17 protein-coding genes are annotated in these 18,780 nt (G+C 71.3%); 7 read left to right on the forward strand and 10 right to left on the reverse strand.

Translation table 11 applies throughout. The features are described from left to right. Positions 1-19 precede the first annotated feature (19 nt). Both ACIBNE_RS36365 and ACIBNE_RS36370 read right to left on the reverse strand, forming a co-directional pair. The gene (locus ACIBNE_RS36365; protein ID WP_399279458.1) at positions 20-937 is read right to left on the reverse strand and encodes a glutamate ABC transporter substrate-binding protein; all 918 of its coding nucleotides are present in this window, start codon (positions 935-937) and stop codon (positions 20-22) included. Between the two features lie 34 nt (positions 938-971). Continuing rightward, positions 972-1,757, reverse strand: a complete 786-nt coding sequence (locus tag ACIBNE_RS36370; RefSeq protein ID WP_399279460.1) for an amino acid ABC transporter ATP-binding protein — start codon at positions 1,755-1,757, stop codon at positions 972-974. Between the two features lie 304 nt (positions 1,758-2,061). Here ACIBNE_RS36370 and ACIBNE_RS36375 point away from each other — a divergent pair, with 304 nt between their 5' ends. Next, positions 2,062-2,781 carry a response regulator transcription factor gene (locus ACIBNE_RS36375; protein ID WP_399279462.1) on the forward strand — a complete coding sequence of 240 codons (720 nt, stop codon included), beginning with the start codon at positions 2,062-2,064 and terminating at the stop codon, positions 2,779-2,781. Between the two features lie 15 nt (positions 2,782-2,796). Beyond that, the gene (locus ACIBNE_RS36380) at positions 2,797-4,191 is read left to right on the forward strand and encodes an ATP-binding protein (RefSeq protein WP_399279463.1); all 1,395 of its coding nucleotides are present in this window, start codon (positions 2,797-2,799) and stop codon (positions 4,189-4,191) included. Positions 4,192-4,215: 24 nt separating this feature from the next. Here the strand turns inward: ACIBNE_RS36380 and ACIBNE_RS36385 are convergent, their stop codons facing one another. From ACIBNE_RS36385 to ACIBNE_RS36405, 5 genes are all read right to left on the reverse strand, one after another. Beyond that, positions 4,216-7,212, reverse strand: coding sequence for an alpha-mannosidase (locus ACIBNE_RS36385; RefSeq protein ID WP_399279465.1), 2,997 nt, complete (start codon positions 7,210-7,212; stop codon positions 4,216-4,218). A gap of 49 nt (positions 7,213-7,261) precedes the next feature. Then, positions 7,262-8,515, reverse strand: a complete 1,254-nt coding sequence (locus ACIBNE_RS36390) for a glycosyl hydrolase (RefSeq protein ID WP_399279467.1) — start codon at positions 8,513-8,515, stop codon at positions 7,262-7,264. Between the two features lie 87 nt (positions 8,516-8,602). Beyond that, positions 8,603-9,457: a carbohydrate ABC transporter permease gene (locus tag ACIBNE_RS36395; RefSeq protein ID WP_399279469.1), complete on the reverse strand. Its 855-nt coding sequence runs from the start codon at positions 9,455-9,457 to the stop codon at positions 8,603-8,605. Further along, positions 9,454-10,407, reverse strand: a complete 954-nt coding sequence (locus tag ACIBNE_RS36400; RefSeq protein WP_399279471.1) for a carbohydrate ABC transporter permease — start codon at positions 10,405-10,407, stop codon at positions 9,454-9,456. Before ACIBNE_RS36400 ends, ACIBNE_RS36395 begins: the two co-directional genes overlap by 4 nt. An 11-nt stretch (positions 10,408-10,418) precedes the next feature. Continuing rightward, the gene (locus tag ACIBNE_RS36405) at positions 10,419-11,717 is read right to left on the reverse strand and encodes an ABC transporter substrate-binding protein (RefSeq protein ID WP_399279473.1); all 1,299 of its coding nucleotides are present in this window, start codon (positions 11,715-11,717) and stop codon (positions 10,419-10,421) included. A 371-nt stretch (positions 11,718-12,088) separates the two neighbouring features. On the opposite strand from ACIBNE_RS36405, the gene ACIBNE_RS36410 reads away from it, so the two are divergent. After that, complete coding sequence (locus tag ACIBNE_RS36410; protein ID WP_399279475.1) at positions 12,089-13,174, forward strand: LacI family DNA-binding transcriptional regulator; 1,086 nt, start codon at positions 12,089-12,091, stop codon at positions 13,172-13,174. Positions 13,175-13,244: 70 nt separating this feature from the next. Here the strand turns inward: ACIBNE_RS36410 and ACIBNE_RS36415 are convergent, their stop codons facing one another. After that, on the reverse strand, positions 13,245-14,240 hold the full coding sequence (locus ACIBNE_RS36415) for a TAXI family TRAP transporter solute-binding subunit (protein WP_399279477.1): 996 nt from the start codon (positions 14,238-14,240) through the stop codon (positions 13,245-13,247). Positions 14,241-14,338: 98 nt separating this feature from the next. Here ACIBNE_RS36415 and miaB point away from each other — a divergent pair, with 98 nt between their 5' ends. The 3 genes from miaB (at position 14,339) to ACIBNE_RS36430 (ending at position 16,938) form a co-directional block, all read left to right on the forward strand. Further along, positions 14,339-15,829, forward strand: coding sequence for a tRNA (N6-isopentenyl adenosine(37)-C2)-methylthiotransferase MiaB (miaB, locus tag ACIBNE_RS36420; RefSeq protein ID WP_399279479.1), 1,491 nt, complete (start codon positions 14,339-14,341; stop codon positions 15,827-15,829). A 50-nt stretch (positions 15,830-15,879) separates the two neighbouring features. Then, complete coding sequence (locus ACIBNE_RS36425; RefSeq protein ID WP_399279482.1) at positions 15,880-16,149, forward strand: type II toxin-antitoxin system RelE/ParE family toxin; 270 nt, start codon at positions 15,880-15,882, stop codon at positions 16,147-16,149. Between the two features lie 84 nt (positions 16,150-16,233). Continuing rightward, a complete protein-coding gene (locus ACIBNE_RS36430) occupies positions 16,234-16,938 on the forward strand; it encodes a hypothetical protein (RefSeq protein ID WP_399279484.1) in 705 nt (234 codons plus the stop codon). Between the two features lie 98 nt (positions 16,939-17,036). Here ACIBNE_RS36430 and ACIBNE_RS36435 read toward each other — a convergent pair whose 3' ends face one another. Then, complete coding sequence (locus ACIBNE_RS36435) at positions 17,037-17,297, reverse strand: antitoxin (RefSeq protein ID WP_399279486.1); 261 nt, start codon at positions 17,295-17,297, stop codon at positions 17,037-17,039. A gap of 22 nt (positions 17,298-17,319) precedes the next feature. Beyond that, entirely contained in the window at positions 17,320-17,613 is a 294-nt protein-coding gene (locus ACIBNE_RS36440; protein ID WP_399279488.1) for a hypothetical protein, read from the reverse strand. A gap of 182 nt (positions 17,614-17,795) precedes the next feature. On the opposite strand from ACIBNE_RS36440, the gene miaA reads away from it, so the two are divergent. After that, positions 17,796-18,734 carry a tRNA (adenosine(37)-N6)-dimethylallyltransferase MiaA gene (gene miaA / locus ACIBNE_RS36445; protein WP_399279490.1) on the forward strand — a complete coding sequence of 313 codons (939 nt, stop codon included), beginning with the start codon at positions 17,796-17,798 and terminating at the stop codon, positions 18,732-18,734. The last annotated feature ends 46 nt before the right edge of the window (positions 18,735-18,780 follow it).

Below are 18,780 nucleotides of genomic sequence, written 5' to 3' on the forward strand. Positions count from 1 at the left end.
GGGCCGGGCACCGGGTCGGTCAGTAGCGCTCCAGGGCCGGGGGCGCCTTGTACTCCGAGGCGGACAGACCGAGGGTGGCGTCGTAGATCTTCTTGTACGTGCCGTCCTTGATGTGCTTGTCCAGCGAGTCGTTGATCGCGTCGCGCAGCGCCTTGTCGTCCTTGTCCATGCCGATGCCGTACGGCTCCTTGGTGAACGGCGAGCCGATCACCTTCAGCTTGGTCGGGTTGTCGGCGGCGTAGCCCTTGAGGATGGCGTCGTCGGTGGTGACGGCGTCGACCTGCTTGGTCAGCAGCTGCTGGACGCAGTCCGAGTACTTCGCGAGCTCGGTGGTCTTCGCGCCGTACTCCGGCTTGCTGATCTCCTCCAGCGGGGTCGAGCCCTTGATGGAGCAGACCTTCTTGCCCTTGACGGCGTCCTTGCCGGTGATCGCCGTCTCGTCCTTGCGCACCAGGAGGTCCGCGCCCGCGAGGTAGTACGGGCCCGCGAAGCCGACCTGCTTCTTGCGCTTGTCGTTGATCGTGTAGGTGCCGACGTAGTAGTCGACCTGCCCCTTGGAGATCGCGGTCTCGCGGACGCCGGAGTCCACGGTCTTCCACTCGATCTGGTCCGCGGTGAAGCCCAGGTCGGCGGCGATCATCTTGGCGATCTCGACGTCGAAGCCGGAGCGCTTCTTCGTCGACTGGTCCTCGAAGCCGAGGTACGGCTGGTCGGCCTTGGAGCCGATGACCAGCTTGCCGCGCTTCTTCGCCTCCTTGAAGGTCGGCGAGTCGAGGGCCACGTCCTTGGCGACCGTGTACGTCGGGAGCTGCGGCGCGCCGGACTCCCCGGGCTTCTGGGCCTTCTTGTCGCCGGCCGAGCCCTCCTTGCCACCACAGGCGGTCGCGGTCAGCGCGAGCACGGCAACGGCCACGGCCGCGGTCTTGCGGAGCTTCATGGTGAACATCCCTTGTGTCGTGGTTCGTTGGTCGTCAGTGGTGCAGGATCTTCGACAGGAAGTCCTTGGCACGGTCGCTGCGCGGGTTGCTGAAGAACTGGTCGGGCGCGGCCTCTTCGACGATCTTGCCGTCGGCCATGAAGACGACCCGGTTGGCCGCGGAGCGGGCGAAGCCCATCTCGTGGGTGACCACGACCATGGTCATTCCCTCGCGCGCCAGCTGCTGCATGACCTCCAGCACTTCGTTGATCATCTCGGGGTCGAGGGCCGAGGTCGGCTCGTCGAAGAGCATGACCTTCGGGTCCATCGCCAACGCCCGTGCGATCGCCACGCGTTGCTGCTGGCCGCCGGAGAGCTGTGCCGGGTACTTGTCGGCCTGCGCGCCGACGCCGACCCGGTCGAGCAGGGCGCGGGCCTTGTCCTCCGCGGCCTTCTTGTCCGTCTTGCGGACCTTGACCTGGCCCAGCACGACGTTCTCCAGCACGGTCTTGTGCGCGAAGAGGTTAAACGACTGGAAGACCATCCCGACGTCGGCGCGCAGCCGGGCCAGCTCCCTGCCCTCCTGGGGCAGCGCCTTCCCGTCGATGGTGATCGCGCCCGAGTCGATCGTCTCCAAGCGGTTGATCGTGCGGCACAGCGTGGACTTGCCGGACCCGGAGGGCCCGATGACGACCACGACCTCGCCACGGGCGATGGTCAGATCGATGTCCTGGAGCACATGCAGCGCGCCGAAGTGCTTGTTGACGTTGCTCAGTACGACCAGGTCGTCGGACGCGGGTACTCGGTCGCCGCCGGCCTTGGTCACTGACACTCCGCTCATCGGCTTATTGCTCCGTCCTCCTCGGTTGGAAGGACATTAATCACGCAGCGCGACCAGCGTCATTACATCTGAGCGGAAATTGAGGATAACGATCCGGCTGCAACCGGACACTCCGCGTGAACAGGACGGCAGAGGTGTACCGCCGGAGTACCGGCTGCATAACGGAACCCCCGGCGTACCCGGAACGCTCTTGACTCACACGCCCGCCATCGGCGTGGATGCCCTGGTACACAACGCACGGACACCGCGCGGGGACCCGGCGCGCACGTGCGGCCGGCGACGCGCACAGCCCGGAGGGGGGCCCATGAGACTGCTGCTCGTCGAGGACGACGACCACGTCGCCGCGGCCCTGTCCGCGATCCTCGCGCGCCACGGCTTCCAGGTCGTGCACGCCCGCAACGGCGAGGAGGCGCTCCAGGCGCTGCTGCCCGCGGGCGCAGTCGGCGCCGCGTCCCAGGAGGCCGTGGAGCCCTTCGGGGTCGTACTGCTGGACCTCGGGCTGCCCGACCAGGACGGGTACGAGGTCTGCGGGAAGATCCGCAAGCGCACCGGCATCCCCGTGATCATGGTGACCGCGCGGGCCGACGTGCGGTCCCGGATCCACGGACTCAACCTCGGGGCGGACGACTACGTAGTCAAGCCGTACGACACGGGTGAGCTGCTCGCGCGCATCCACGCCGTCAGCAGGCGTACCTCGACCGGAGAGGACACCGGGGCGACCCCCGCCGTCGGGCTGAGGCTCGGCCCCGTGGAGATCGTGCTGCCCACCCGCAAGGTCAGCGTGGAGGGCCGGGAAGTCCAGCTCACCCGCAAGGAGTTCGACCTGCTCGCGCTGCTCGCCCAGCGGCCCGGCGTGGTCTTCAGGCGGGAGCAGATCATCAGCGAGGTCTGGCGCACCAGCTGGGAGGGGACCGGCCGCACCCTTGAGGTGCACGTCGCCTCGCTCCGCTCCAAGCTGCGGATGCCCGCGCTCATCGAGACCGTGCGCGGGGTCGGCTACCGGCTCGTGGCGCCCGCCGCCTAGGACCGTCGCCCCGCCGTGCGCACCCGTCTCCTTCCGCTGCTCATCGTCCTCATGGCCGGGGTGCTGCTCGCGCTCGGCTTCCCGCTCGCCATGAGCGTGGCCGCCGCCCAGCAGCAGCGGGTGGTCGTCGACCGCATCGACGACATGGCGCGGTTCGCCGCGCTCGCCCAGTTCGTCACCGAGCGTGTCGGCGCGGGCGACGAGCGGCAGAAGACACTGGAGGGCGAGCTCCGCAGCTACCACGAGGTGTACGGGATCAGGGCCGGGGTCTTCTACCGCGACGGCGACGCCATGGCCCGCGCGCCCATCGGCTGGGAGCTGCCCGCGGGCGGCGAGGGCAGGGGGGCCTTCCAGGAAGCGCTCCAGGGCCGCCGCAGCCACGATCCGGGGCAGGTCTGGCCCTGGCAGCGGGGCCGGCTCGTCGTGGCGTCCCCCGTCGTACGGGACGGGGACGTGGTCGCCGTCGTGGTCACCGACTCGCCGACCGGGGAGATGCGCTCCCGGGTCGTCCAGGGGTGGCTGCTGATCGCGGCGGGCGAGGCGGCGGCGATGCTGCTCGCGGTGGGCGCCGCCTTCCGGCTGACCGGCTGGGTGCTCAAGCCGGTACGGATCCTGGACGCGGCGACGCACGGCATAGCGACCGGCCGGATGAACTCCCGGGTCGCGGCGTCCGGAGGCCCGCCGGAACTGCGCCGCCTGGCCAGGTCGTTCAACGAGATGGCCGACAACGTCGAGGACGTGCTCGAACAGCAGCGCGCCTTCGTCGCCGACGCGTCCCACCAACTGCGCAACCCACTGGCCGCCCTGCTGCTGCGGATCGAACTGCTCGCCCTCGAACTCCCCGAGGGCAACGAGGAGATCGCCTCCGTCCGCACCGAGGGCAAGCGCCTCGCCCAGGTCCTGGACGACCTGCTCGGCCTGGCGCTCGCCGAGCACGCGGCGGCCGACCTCCAGGTCTCCGACATCGGGGAGCTGGCGGCCGAGAGGGTGGCGTCCTGGCGGCCGCTCGCCGAGGAGAAGGGCGTGCGGCTCGTGGCCGAAGGGCTGGGCGCGGTCACGGCGTGGGCGGACCCCGTGGCGCTCTCCAGCGCCCTGGACGCGGTCATCGACAACGCCCTGAAGTTCACCCCGGCGGGGGAGAGCGTGGAGGTCACCGTCGCCTCGCACGGCGCCGCGGCGAGCGTCGTGGTCGCCGACCTGGGGCCCGGCCTCACCGAGGACGAACTGGAACGGATCGGCGACCGCTTCTGGCGCAGCAACCGCCACCAGAACGTCAAGGGTTCGGGCCTCGGCCTGTCCATCTCACGGGCACTGCTGCTCGCGGGCGGCGGCTCGCTCTCGTACGAGCGGAACGAACCGCACGGCCTGCGGGTGACGGTGACGCTCCCGCGCACCGCCCCCCACAGGTGAGTCCCGCTGTGCGGGTGGGGCCCGCTACGCGCGCGTGAACCGCAGCGTCAGCAGTTCGAAGGGGCGCAGCGCCAGCTCCACGCTCCCCTCCTCGACCCGGTACGCGGGCGCGTCCGCCAGGACCCGCTCCAACAGGTCCGTCGCGACCGCGTCGATCGCGTCGAAACCGGTGCGCAGGGTGGCGCGCGCCCGGCCGCCCGCCGCCTCGTACAGCCGTACGACCACATCGCCCGACCCGTCGTCGGCGAGCTTCACCGCCGAGACGACCACCGCGTCCTCGTCCACCGTCACCAAGGGAGCCGCACCTTCGGTGCCGCCCGTCAGGCGCCGCTCGGGGAGGTTGACCCGGTACCCCTCGCGGACCGCGTCCGTCACCGAAGCGCCGGGCACCAGGGCGTGGCGGAAGCGGTGCACGCCCTGGTCGGTCTCCGGGTCGGGGAAGCGCGGGGCGCGCAGCAGGGAGACGCGGACGGTGGTCGTGGAGCCGGTACGGGTCACGTCGTGGCCGTACGTCGAGTCGTTGACCAGCGCCACGCCGTAGCCGGGCTCTTCGAGCCGTACGAAGCGGTGGTTGCACGCCTCGAACTTGGCCGCCTCCCACGAGGTGTTGGTGTGGGTCGGCCGGTGCAGGTGGCCGAACTGGGTCTCCGACGCGTACCGCTCGGCGTGGATGTCGACCGGGAACGCCGCCTTCAGGAACTTCTCCGTCTCGTGCCAGTCCACCTCCGTGTCGATGTCCAGGCGCTTGGCGCCCGGAGGCAGGGCCAGGCGCTGGGTGACCGTGCTGGCGCCGAAGGAGCGCTTCACGACGACCGCGCCGCCGTCCGCGCGCAGTTCGTCGACGTCGGTCAGGTCGGTGACGACGTTGCGGTAGAACTCGTCGACGTCCCAGGCGTCCCACATGTTCGGGAAGTCCGGGTGGATCTGGAGGAGGTTGGCGGCCAGCCCCTCGGGCACCGTCTCGCGCTCCGCGGCGACGTCGTACGCCGACACCACGAGCCCGCGCCCGTCGATCTCGACCCGCAGCAGCCCGTTGTCCAGCACGAAGCCGCCGCCCTCGCGCTCCGCGACCGCGCCGGGGGCGGGCACCTGCGCCGGGGCGAGCGCGCCCGCCGTGACCCCGTGCCTGGCGTGCGGCGCGGAGTTCGCGGTCAGCTCCTGACCGCCGGGGCCCGCGAGCGCCGCCAGCGCGCCCCCGATGACGCCCTCCAGCTCCTCGGCGACCGCCGCGTACGTCGCCCGCGCCTCGCGGTGCACCCAGGCGATCGACGAGCCCGGCAGGATGTCGTGGAACTGGTGCAGCAGCACCGTTTTCCAGATCCGGTCCAACTGCTCGTACGGATAGGCGAAACCGGTCCGTACGGCGGCGGTCGCCGCCCACAGCTCGGCCTCCCGCAGCAGGTGCTCGCTGCGCCGGTTGCCCTGCTTGGTCTTGGCCTGGCTGGTCAGCGTCGCCCGGTGCAGCTCCAGGTACAGCTCGCCCACCCACACGGGCGCGTCCGGGTACTCCGCCTCCGCCTTGGCGAAGAACGCGGCGGGCGCCTCCCACTCGACGGTCGCCGCGCCCGCGAGCGAGCGCAGCCGCCGCGCCTTGGCGATCATCTCGCGCGTCGTACCGCCGCCCCCGTCGCCCCAGCCCGTCGGCGCGAGCGAGTGCCGCGCCCTGCCCTTGTCCCGGAAGTTCCGCTCGGCGTGCGCGATCTCCCGGCCCGCCATCGAGCAGTTGTACGTGTCGATCGGCGGGAAGTGCGTGAAGATCCGGGTCCCGTCGATGCCCTCCCAGTGGAAGGTGTGGTGCGGGAACTTGTTGATCTGCGACCAGGAGATCTTCTGCGTCAGCAGCCACTTCGACCCGGCCGCCTTGATGATCTGCGGCAGCCCGGCCGCGAACCCGAACGTGTCGGGCAGCCACGCCTCCTCGTTGTCGACTCCGAACTCCTCGACGAAGAACCGCTTGCCGTGCACGAACTGCCGCGCCATCGCCTCCGAGCCCGGCATGTTGGTGTCCGACTCCACCCACATCCCGCCCGCGGGCACGAACCGCCCCTCCGCGACCGCCTTCTTCACCTTCGCGTACACCTCGGGCCGGTGCTCCTTGATCCAGGCGTACTGCTGGGCCGACGACATCGCGTAGACGAACTCCGGCTCGTCCTCCAGGAGCGCCGTCATGTTCGAGGTCGTCCGCGCCACCTTGCGGACCGTCTCGCGCAGCGGCCACAGCCACGCCGAGTCGATGTGCGCGTGCCCCACCGCGCTGATGCGGTGCGCGGACGCGTCCGCCGGGGTCGCCAGGACGTCCGCCAGCTCCGCACGGGCCCGGGACGCGCTGCCGTTCACGTCCTGGAGGTCGACCGCGTCCAGACAGCGCCCGACCGCGCGCAGCAGCTCCCAGCGGCGCCCGCCCTCCAGGGGCAGCTCGTGCATCAGCTCGCCGACCACCTCCAGGTCCTGGACCAGCTCCCACACCTCGGTGTCGAGCACGCACAGGTCGATCCGCTCCAGCCGGTACTGCGGCTCCGTCCCGGCCGTCTCGCGGTCGCCGAGGTCGGTGGGACGGAACGGGTGCACGTCGAGGATCACCGGGTTCGACGCGGCCTCCAGGTGCCACTCGACGCGCTCGCCGCCCTCGACCGGGGCGCCGACCCGCACCCACTGGTTGCGCGGGTTGACCGCTTTCACCGGGCTGCCGTCCGGCGTGTAGACCAGCGCCTCGCACTGGAAGCCCGGCATCCGCTCGTCGAAGCCCAGGTCGAGCACGGCCTCCACGGTCAGGCCCGCCCACTCGGCGGGCACCGTGCCGTGCACCTTGAACCAGGTCGTGGCCCAGGGCGCGCCCCAGGCGTCGCCCACCGCCACGCGCGCGTGGGCCGCGGACAGGCCCTCCTCGATCGGCACGGGCTCGCCCGGGGCGGTCCAGGCCTCGATCTCCAGCGGCACGGAACGGGGGTAGACGGCGGGCCTGATCCGCTCGTCGAGTACGCGCCGCAGGCGGGCCTCGACGAGTGCGCGGTCGTCATGCATGGACGGGCTCCGTAACTGTGAGGGTGGTTTCGGGGAGGGGCAGCGGGTTTCAGCGCACGTCTTCGGGCCGTACGACCTCGGTGATGCCCCGGGCCGCCAGGTGCTCCGGGTCGGCGGCCCGCTCGGCCAGTACGGCGGTCGGGCGCACGCCCTGTGCGGTGAGCGATACCCACGCCTCGAAGAACGACTCTCCGGGCCCGCACACCGCGCGGCGCGGGGCGTCCTTGAAACCGCCGGTCTCCACGACGAGCGCCGTCGTGCGTCGCTCGGGCCGGTGCGCCCGCTCGCGCTGCTCCGCGACGGTCCGGGCGATGGCCTCGCCCGCCGGTTTCGTCTTCCGGTCGTTGGTGAGCAGCCCCAGGCCGTACTCCAGCTCGGGGAAGTCGGCCAGTGAGCGCGACACGTCGTGGGAGCACCACCAGGTGACGCCCCACACGTCCGTGCAGTCCAGGGCGTTGGCGACGGTACGGGCGGTGAACTCGGCGGCGTGCTCAGGCGGGATCAGCGGGGCGGGCGCGCCCACCTCCTGGAGCCAGACGGGCCGGTGCGGGTCGTCCGCCCACGCCTTGGACAGCTCGATCATGTACGCGGCGTGGTGCTCGGTCGCCGTGCCGGTCCGTCCGTGCGCCTGCGCGGTGCCGTTGAACACCCAGGAGTGCACGGCGGTCACGGCGCCCAGCCTGGCGGCCTGCCAGGGCGTGAAGGGGTGGCCGTCCTGGTACCAGGCGGCGTCGTACTCCGCGTGCAGGTGCAGCCGGCCGGGTGCGCCCTCCTCGCAGGCGGCCAGCACCCGCCGCAGCCACTCCTCGGCCTGGTCGGGGGTGATCCGGTCGGGGTCGGGGTGCGGCGACGAGGAGAACTGGTTGATCTCGTTGCCGATGGTCATGCCGATGAAGTTGGGCCGGTCCGCGAGGGCGGCGGCGAGCGTGCGCAGGTACTCGACCTGTCCGGACACCACGTCTGGGTCGGTGAAGATGTTGCGGCGGTGCCAGGTCCGCGTCCAGGCGGGCAGGAAGTCGAAGCTGGACAGGTGCCCCTGGAGCCCGTCCACGTTGACGTCGAGGCCGCGCTCGGCCGCCGCGTCGACGAGCCGCACCAGCTGCTCGACGGCGCGCGGCCTGATGAGGGTGCGGTTCGGCTGGAAGAGCGGCCAGAGCGGGAAGACCCGCACGTGGTCGAGGCCGAGCGCCGCGATGGAGTCGAGGTCGGCCCGTACGGAGTCGAGGTCGAAGTCGAGCCAGTGGTGGAACCACCCCTCGCTCGGGGTGTAGTTGACGCCGAAGCGCGGCGCGTGCTGCTGCAAGGTGTGCTCCAGTGCGTACGCGTGACAGTGCGGATGTTCAGTGCGGAGGTTTGCGGATGTTTACGGGGAGCGGGGCGGGGGAGCGGGTCAGCCCTTGACGGCGCCTTCGCCGACCCCGCGGAAGAAGTACCGCTGAAGGCAGGCGAACATCACGATCAGCGGCAGTACCGCGATCACCGAACCGGCGGCGACCAGCCGCTGGTTGTCCGCGAAGGTGCCGTGCAGGAAGTTCAGCCCGATGGTGAGCGTGAAGTTCGACTGGTCGGAGAGGACGATCAGCGGCCAGAGGAAGTCGTCCCAGGCGCCCATGAAGGCGAAGACGGCGACGACCGCGAGGGTGCCCTTCACGGAGGGCAGCGCGATCCGCAGGAACCGCTGCCAGGCGTTCGCGCCGTCGACGAACGCGGCCTCCTCGACCTCGTACGGAAGGTGGGCGAAGGCGTTGCGCATCAGCAGCACGTTCATCGCGCCGATGCAGCCGGGCAGGACGACACCGGTCAGGGTGTTGTTGAGCTGGAGGTCCCGCATCAGCAGGAACTGCGCGATCATGATCGACTCCAGCGGCACCAGCATCGCCATCACGAACGCGACCACCGCGACCTTGCGGCCCCTGAAGCGCATCCGGGCCAGCGCGTAGCCGGCGAGCGCGGCGCCCGCGCAGTTGGTCAGCACGTTGGCGGCGGCGACCTTGAGCGAGTTGAGCGCGAAGTCCCAGACGGGGATGGTGTCGGCGACCTCGGCGTAGTTGTGCAGCGTCGGATCGCTCGGCAGCAGCTTCGGCGGATAGCTGTAGATGTCCTCGCCGGGACCCTTGAGCGAGGTCGAGAGCTGCCAGAGGAACGGGCCGATAGTCAGGGCGAGCACGGCGAGCAGCAGCGCGTAGCGCAACGCGTACCGCACGGCCACGCGCAGCACGGCCCGACGGTGTGCCGGGGGTGTCATGCGTCCTCCTTGCGCCCGGCGCGCAGCACCAGCAGCATCAGTACGAGCGTGATGACGAAGACGACGACGGAGAGGGCCGACGCGTAGCCGACGCGGCCGCTGAGTCCCGTTCCGGTCTGCCGCACCAGCATCACGAGCGTGGTGTCGGCGCCTCCCGGCCCGCCGGTCGGGCCGGCCATCAGGTACACCTCGGAGAAGACCTTGAAGGCGTTGACCGAGGAGAGCGCGCCCACCAGCACCATCGTGCCCCGCACCGCGGGGACGGTGACGGAGACGAAGCGGCGGACCGCGCCCGCGCCGTCGACCGACGCGGCCTCGTGGAGCTCGCGCGGGACGTTGGCCAGCGCCGCGAGGTAAATGATCATGTAGTAGCCGAGGCCCTTCCAGACCGTCACCGCCATGGCGCTGAACAGCAGCAGCCACTCGTCGCTGAGGAACGGCACCCGGCCGACCCCGACCGCGCCGAGCACGGCGTTGACGAGCCCGCGGTCGTCCAGCAGCCACACCCAGACGAGCCCGACCACGACCACGGACGCCACGACCGGGGTGTAGAAGGCGGACCTGAAGAAGGCGATGCCGGGGAGCCTGCCCTGCACCAGCATCGCCAGCAGCAGCGGCAGGACGACCAGGAGCGGCACGACGCACAGTACGTACAGGGTGCTGTTGCGCAGGGCCGTCCAGAACATCTCGTCGTGCAGCAGCTCCCGGTAGTTGGCGCCGCCCACGTACTCGCCCTCGACCAGGGTGCGCCGGTCGGTGAAGGAGTTCAGCAGGGTGGAGACGAAGGGGTAGAGGCTGAACCCGCCGACGATCAGCAGGCCGGGGCCCAGGAACAGCCAGGGGCTGGTGGGCAGGTGCCTGCGGACGGAAGCCTTGCGCGGGGCCGCGCGCCCGCCCCCGGCCCCGGCCGGGGGAGCGGGCGCCTTCGCGACGGTGGTGGAAGTGCTCATGGGGTGTTTCCTCAGCCGGTCTTGAGCAGTCGGTTGCACTCCTCGGCGGCGCCCTTCAGCGCGTCCTCGGGGCTCTCCTTGCCCTGGACGGCCTTCGCGACGGCGTTGCGCAGGGCCGTCTTCATCTGGTCGCTGAGCAGTACGGGCGTGTAGTTGACCGCCGTCTTCAGCGACCTGGCGGACGCCACCCGCACCCGGGTCTCGTCGGTGCCGTCCTCCTTGGTGAAGAACGGGTCGTCGAGCGCGCCCCTGGTGGACGGGAAGACCGTCACCTCGCGGGCGAAGGCCATCTGGTTCTTCTTGTTGGTCACGAAGTGCGCGAAGGCCACCGCGGCGGGCTTGACCTTGCTGTTCCTGTTCACCATCAGGCCCTGCACGTACATGTTTGACCTGCCGGTGTTGTTCACCGCGTCCGTGATGCCGATGTTCCGGTAGAGGCCGGGCGCCTCCTTCTTGAAGTTCGCGAGGTCGTGCGCGCTGCCCGGGTTCATGGCGACGGACTGCTGCTGGAACTTGCGTCCCGAGGACTCGGCGACGGCGGTCAGCGCCTGCGAGTCCAGCGCGCCCGCGTCGTACAGCTCCTTGTAGTGCCGGACGAGCTCGACGCCCTTGGGCTCGTCGAAGGTGAACTCCGTGCCCTCCTCGTTCATCAGCCGCACGCCGTACCGGCCGAAGTCCTCGATGGCCGGGGTGGAGGCGAGCATCGCTATCTTCCGGTCGCTCTTGCGCGCCATCGTCAGGGACGAGGCGAACAGCTCGTCGTACGTCTTCGGCGGCTTCTCGGCGTCCAGGCCCGCCTGCCGGTACAGCGCCTTGTTGTAGAACATGGGGCCGGTGTTGAGGTACCAGGGGAAGGCGTACACGCCCTGGAGGCCCGGCATCCGGTGGCTCTTCCAGGCGCCGTCGAGGTATTCGCCCGCGTACGTGCCCGCCGCCTTCTCCAGGTCGAGCGCGAGGCCCGCCTTGGCCAGCGGGTACGCCAGGTCGGGGGAGACGTTCACGACGTCCGGGAGCGAGCCCGCGGCCGCGTCGGCGCTGAGCTTGTCCGGGTAGCCCTCGGCGGGCTGGTCGATCCACTTGACCTCGGTGCCCGGGTACTCCTTCTCGAAGTCCGCGATGACGCCCTCGAAGTAGTCCTTGAACTTCGCCCGGAGGTTCCAGGTCTGGAAGCTGACGGTCCCCCCGACCTCGCCCGACGCGTCGTCCGAGCCGGAACCCCCGGACGATCCGCACGCTGTCAGGACGAGGGCGGCGGCAGCGGCGGCCGCGACGGCGGCGGCCGCCGGATGGGATCTGCGGGAGATGCGCATGGCTGACGGGCTCCTTCGCTCGGACCGGCTCATTTGCCGTGGGAGTTTCTACTAATGCGCTTTAGTTAATGTCAAGACCTCTTACCTGAATGGATATCCTCCGGCGCTCCACGAAGGGATTGACCGCTGGTCACGGCAGGGTATGGTGAGTGAACTAATGCGGTTTAGGTCATGGCGTCGCCCCGCGTGGACACCGACGCCGTCCGCTCCCGGACGCCGACGCCGTACGCCCCCGGATTCCGGGCCGCGGCGCCGGATCGCGTACGGTCCCGCCAACGCCGCACGCGCGCGGCGCCCTCCGGTCACCGGCACGCGCGCACCCCGGCACCCGCACCCGCCGCAGCACGCCCCAGCGCAGGGAGAGACCCGCCATGACAGCGACCGGTGACGCCGCCAGGCCCAGGCCGGCGCGCCGCCCCACCATCAAGGACATCGCGCGCCGGGCGGGCGTGTCGGAGAGCGCAGTGTCGTTCGCGCTCAACGACCGCCCCGGCGTCTCCCAGGGCACCCGCGCCCGCGTCCGCCGCGTCGCCGAAGAGCTCGGCTGGCAGGCGAACAGCGCGGCGCGCGCCCTCTCGGGGGAGCGCTCGGGCTGCGTGGGCCTGGTCCTCGCGCGCCCCGCCCGCACCCTGGGCGTGGAGTCCTTCTTCCTCCAACTGGTCTCCGGCATCCAGGAGGCGCTGTCCGTCCGGGGCACCGCGCTGCTCTTCCAGGTCGTCGAGGACCTGGCTGCCGAGTGCGCCGTGTACCGCCGCTGGTGGGCCGAGCGCCGCGTGGACGGCGTCCTGGTCGTCGACCCGCGCACCGACGACCCCCGCCCCGAACTGCTGGCCTCGCTCGGCCTGCCCGCCGTGGTGATCGGCGGCATGGAGGCGGACGAGCACCACCCGGCGCCCGCGCTGCCGCTCTCCAACGTGTGGGCGGACGACTCCGGCGCGATGGCCTCCGTACTGGACCACCTGCACGGCCTCGGCCACCGCCGCATCGTCCACGTCGCCGGCCTGCCAGGACTCGCCCACACCGAGCGCCGCATCCGCTCGCTGCGCGCCGAGGCGCGGCGCCTGGGCCTGGACGCGGAGGCGGCCGGGATCCGCTCGGTCACCACCGACTACTCCGACGCGGAGGGCGCCGAGGCGACCCGCAGGCTCCTGGACGAGCCCGAGCCGCCGACCGCGATCGTCTACGACAACGACGTGATGGCCGTCGCCGGGATCGCCGTCGCCGCCGAGCGTGGCGTCCGCGTCCCCGCCGAACTCTCCGTGGTGGCGTGGGACGACTCACCGCTGTGCCGCGTCACCCACCCCCGGCTGACCGCACTGGTCCGCGACACCACGGCCTTCGGCCGCCTCGCCGCGCAGGAACTGCTCGACGTGCTCGGCGGCGGCCCCTTCCGCAGTCTCCAGGGGGAGCTGCCCCACCTGGAGCCGAGGGAGAGCACGGGCCCGCCGCCGAAGTGACCGGCTCTTCGGCACGGCCACCTCTGAAGTGACCGGCTCTTCGGCGCGGCCACCTGCGAAGCGCCCGTCCCTACGGTTTGACCGAACGGTAGTAACGCCGTGCCCCTTCGTGCAGCGGCAAGGGATCCGTGTAGATCGCCGTCCGCAGGTCCACCAGCTGGGCGGCGTGCACCTTGCGCCCGATGCGGTCCCTGCTGTTGATGACGGTCCGGGTGAAACCCTCGGTCAGTTCGGGATTCGTACGGTCGGTGGTGACCAACAGGTTCGCCACCGCCACCGTCTCCACCGCCGTACCGTCCTGCGCCCGCTCGTACGCGTCGGCGGGCATCACGGCCGAGCGGTAGTAGCGGGCCTCGTCGCCCATGTCGTGGAGCTTGTCGATCAGGTCGTCGAGCGGCACCAGCCGGATCGCGAACCGTTCGGACAGCCGCTGCACGGCGTTGGTGGGCAGCCCGCCGGACCAGAAGAACGCGTCCAGCTTCCCGGTCCGCAGCAGATCGGGCATCGTGTCGATGCCCGCGGGGACGGGCCTGATGTCCTTCTGCGGATCCAGCCCTGCGGCCGTCAGGATCCGGTCCGCTATCAGCCGCACGCCCGAACCGTCCTGCCCGACCCCGATCCTCCTGCCCCGCAGGTCGGCGGTCCTGGAGAACAGCGACTCCTTGGGGACGACCAGCTGCACGTAGTCGTCGTACAGCCGTGCGCAGCCGCGCAGCCGCTCCGCGTTCCGCCGTCCGTCGCGCAGGTACTTCGCGACGGCGTCGGCGGTGGCGACGGTGAAGTCCGCCTCGCCGTTGGCCACCCGGTCGAGGTTCTGCTGCGAGCCCTCACTGGTCTGGAGCTCTATCGAGACCTTCGGCAGGTCGTTCTTCAGGGCGCCCTGCAACAGCTCTCCGTAACGCTGGTACACCCCTGTCCGCACGCCCGTGCTGAACGTGAGGGAGCCGCGCGGAGAGCTCTCCCCGATGGGCAGCAGCCACCACATGAGCAGCCCGAACACCACCAGCGCCGCGGTGGCCCCCTGGAGGGCGCGGCGCCGACCGATGGACGAGAGGGCCTGGAGCATGGCGCGATCCTGCCAGCTCACTCCCCGTAATGGCCAGGCCCCGACTGTCGGAAGGCAGGGGCGGCCGCCCGGCCGGACCCCGTACCCTGGATGGCGCGATGAGTGCGAAAACATACGAGGTGCGCACCTACGGGTGCCAGATGAACGTCCATGACTCCGAGCGCCTGTCGGGCCTGCTGGAGGACGCCGGTTACGTGCGCGCCCGCGAGGGTGCGGACGGGGACGCCGACGTCGTCGTCTTCAACACCTGCGCGGTGCGGGAGAACGCCGACAACAAGCTGTACGGGAATCTCGGCAGGCTCGCCCCGATGAAGACCAAGCGGCCCGGCATGCAGATCGCCGTCGGCGGCTGCCTCGCCCAGAAGGACCGCGACACCATCGTCACCAGGGCCCCCTGGGTCGACGTGGTCTTCGGCACGCACAACATCGGCAAGCTGCCCGTCCTCCTGGAGCGCGCCCGCGTCCAGGAGGAGGCGCAGGTCGAGATCGCGGAGTCGCTGGAGGCGTTCCCCTCGACGCTGCCGACCCGCCGCGAGTCCGCGTACGCGGCCTGGGTCTCGATCTCCGTCGGCTGCAACAACACCTGCACCTTCTGCATCGTCCCCGCGCTGCGCGGCAAGGAGAAGGACCGCCGCCCCGGCGACATCCTCGCCGAGATCGAGGCACTGGTCTCCGAGGGCGTCTCCGAGATCACCCTGCTCGGCCAGAACGTCAACGCGTACGGCTCCGACATCGGCGACCGCGAGGCCTTCTCCAAGCTGCTGCGCGCCTGCGGGAAGATCGAGGGCCTGGAGCGCGTCCGCTTCACCTCGCCGCACCCGCGCGACTTCACCGACGACGTCATCGCCGCCATGGCCGAGACGCCCAACGTCATGCCGCAGCTCCACATGCCGCTGCAGTCGGGCTCGGACACCGTCCTGAAGGCGATGCGCCGCTCGTACCGGCAGGAGCGTTTCCTCGGGATCATCGAGAAGGTGCGCGAGGCCATCCCGCACGCCGCCATCTCGACCGACATCATCGTGGGCTTCCCCGGCGAGACGGAGGAGGACTTCGAGCAGACGATGCACACCGTCCGCGAGGCCCGCTTCGCCAGCGCCTTCACCTTCCAGTACTCCAAGCGCCCCGGCACCCCCGCGGCCACCATGGACGGGCAGATCCCCAAGGAGGTCGTCCAGGAGCGCTACATGCGCCTGGCCGCCCTCCAGGAGGAGATCTCCTGGGACGAGAACAAGAAGCAGGTCGGCCGCACCCTGGACGTCATGGTCGCCGAGGGCGAGGGCCGCAAGGACGGCGCGACCCGGCGCCTGTCGGGCCGCGCCCCCGACAACCGCCTCGTCCACTTCACCAAGCCGGACGAGGACGTGCGCCCCGGCGACGTGGTGACCGTCGAGATCACCTACGCCGCCCCGCACCACCTCCTCGCCGAGGGCGCCCCGCTCGGCGTGCGCCGCACGCGCGCGGGGGACGCCTGGGAGAAGCGGAACGCGGCCGAGGCCGCCAAGCCCGCTGGCGTGCTGCTCGGACTGCCGAAGATCGGGGTCCCCGCGCCCCTCCCGGCCGCCGCGGGACCGGGATGCGGCTGCGACTGAGCCACGCCCCCTGACACACTGCAACACCGCGGGAGGGGAAGGAGCAGCGGATGCTGCCGTACACCGTCGAGTTCACCGAGCGCGCCGCCCGGGTGCGCGACAGCCTGCCCAGCGACCGCAGGGACCTGCTGGACCGGGGCCTGGCGATACTGCTGACGGACCCGCGGCACAAGCTCTCGCAGCCCGTGGGCGGCGACGAGGCGACCCGCGAGATCGCCCTCTCGCGGAACCTCTTCGTCGAGTACGTGATCAGCGACGGCAAGCTCGTGGTGCTCGTCCTCACGGTCATCGACCTCACGGACGTACTGATCGAGGAGTAGCGCGGACGGAAGAGGCGGCGGCAGGGCGGCCCGATCGCGCGACGGCCGTGCCGCCCGCCGCCGGGCGGCGCTAGGGTGCTGATCATGCTTGTCGCCGCCGCAGTCTGCCCCTGTCCGCCCCTGCTCGTCCCCGAGGTCGCCGCCGGGGCCGCCCCCGAGCTCGACGCGCTGCGCGCGGCGTGCGACGAGGCGCTGGACGCCGTACTTGCGGCCCGGCCCGAACTGATCGTGGTGGTGGGCGCGGGAGCCGCGGCCGCCGAGCACGAGGCGGGCACGCCCGGCTCCTTCCGGCCGTACGGCGTCGCCCTCGACGTACGGCTGGGAACCGGCGGAGTCCGGCAGGGCGGCGAGCTGCCGCCGTCGCTCGCCGTCGGCGCCTGGCTGCTGGAGCGCGCCGGCTGGACCGGCGCCGTACGCGGCCTGGAGGTCCCCGAGGATGGCGAGGGGGACGCCAACCGCGCGCAGGGCGCCCGCGCGGCGGGCCTGGCGGAGCGGGTGGGACTGCTGGTGATGGGCGACGGCAGCGCGCGGCGCACCCTCAAGGCGCCCGGTTACCTGGACGACCGGGCCGAGGGCCTCGACGCCAGGATCGCGGCCGCCCTGGCGGACGGCGACAGCGAGGGCTTCCTGGCGGGCCTGGAGGCCGCGACGGCCAAGGAGCTGATGGTGCGGGGCCGCGCGCCCTGGCAGGCCCTCACAGGGGCCGCACAGGGCGCTGGACTCGGTGCCAGGCTGCTCCACGACGACGCGCCGTACGGCGTCGGGTACTTCGTCGCCTCCTGGAGCTGACCTGACCCGCCGGCGCGGGAGCTACACGTAAGCGGAACGGCGGACGGCCGTGGAGCAGCGCGCTCCACGGCCGTCCGCCGTTCGCGGTCGGTCGACCGTCAGGAGGCCGGAGGCTGGGCCCCGTCGTCCTTCTGGGGAGATCCGTCGTCCTTCTGGGAGGAGAGGCGGTCCAGAGCCTCCTTGGCCTTGCCCGTACCCGACTCGATCTTGTCGCTGTACTTGCCCTTGGTCTTTTCGTCGACCGTCTTCGCGGCCTTGTCCAGACCCTGGCCGATCTTGTCCCCGTGCTGCTGCGCGAGGTCCGCGGCCTTGTCCTTCGCCGGGGCCAGCTTGGCCTTCAGAGTGTCCAGGAAGCCCATGGGTCACCTTCCCTCATCAGTGCTACTTGCGGGCGGTTTCGCCTTCATTGTCCGCCGCCGCGTCGGCCGACTGCTGCTTGGGGATCTCCACGCCCTCGGCAGCGGCCGCCGCGCCTTCGGCGGCGGACGTTCCGGCGGCCCCGGCGGATCCGTCCTCGGACGTCTCGGCCCCGGCGGTGACGACGGCTCCGCCGTCGGCCTCCGCCGCGTCCGCCCCGTCCGCGGCCCCGGCCGTCGGCGTGGCCTCCGAGGTCTCCTCGGTTGCCGCGTCGGCCGCGTCCTTGGACTTCCGGCGGAACAGTGCAAAAACGCCCATATCTACTCCATAGCCTACTCGTGTGGGTGAAATCCCGCTCCATCCGGAGCGCCTCATTGCGTCGCCCGGGGGCACCGGTCCGCGAACCGGCGGGAGGAACCTCGCAACAGCCAACGAAGCCGGGCCTGTGCCGTCACGTCGCTCGTTCGAGAAGGGGCCCGGGTGTTTGCGAGACTGTGGAAGTGAGAAGTGCAGCTCCCGCCCCGCGGGTCATCGCCGTCGTCGGCCCCACGGCAGCCGGAAAGTCCGATCTGGGCGTCTTCCTCGCCCAGCAGCTCGGCGGCGAGGTGGTCAACGCCGACTCGATGCAGCTCTACCGTGGGATGGACATCGGCACCGCCAAACTGACGCTCCCCGAGCGCGGCGCCGTCCCGCACCACCTGCTCGACATCTGGGACGTCACCGAGGCCGCCAGCGTCGCCGAGTACCAGCGGCTGGCCCGCGCCGAGATCGACCGGCTGCTCGCCGCGGGCCGCACCCCGATCCTCGTCGGCGGCTCGGGCCTGTACGTGAAGGGCGCCATCGACGCCCTGGAGTTCCCTGGCACGGACCCCGAGGTGCGCGCCCGGCTGGAGGCCGAACTCGAAGAGCGCGGACCCGGCGCACTGCATCAGCGCCTCGCCGCCGCCGACCCGGAGGCGGGCCGGGCGATCCTGCCGAGCAACGGCCGCCGCATCGTCCGCGCGCTGGAAGTGATCGAGATCACCGGGAAGCCCTTCACCGCCAACCTCCCCGGAGAACAGCCGGTCTACGACGCCGTACAGATCGGCGTGGACGTGGCCCGTCCCGAGCTCGACGAACGCATCGCCGTACGCGTCGACCGGATGTGGGACGAGGGACTGGTGGAAGAGGTGCGCACCCTGGAGGCACAGGGGCTGCGCGAGGGGCGCACGGCGTCCCGCGCCCTCGGCTACCAGCAGGTACTCGCCGCCCTCGCCGGAGAGTGCACCGAGGACGAGGCGCGCGCCGAGACCGTGCGCGCCACCAAGCGCTTCGCGCGCCGACAGGACTCGTGGTTCCGCAGGGACCCGCGCGTGCGGTGGCTGAGCGGGGCGGCCCACGACCGCGGGGAACTCCCGCACCAGGCGCTGGCGTTGGTCGAACGAGCGGTTACAGCCTGATCACGTGATGGCATCGGGAGGCCAAGGCAGTCATTCCGGTGCCCGC

The organism is Streptomyces sp. NPDC050504, assembly GCF_044458065.1.
Lineage (GTDB): Bacteria > Actinomycetota > Actinomycetes > Streptomycetales > Streptomycetaceae > Streptomyces.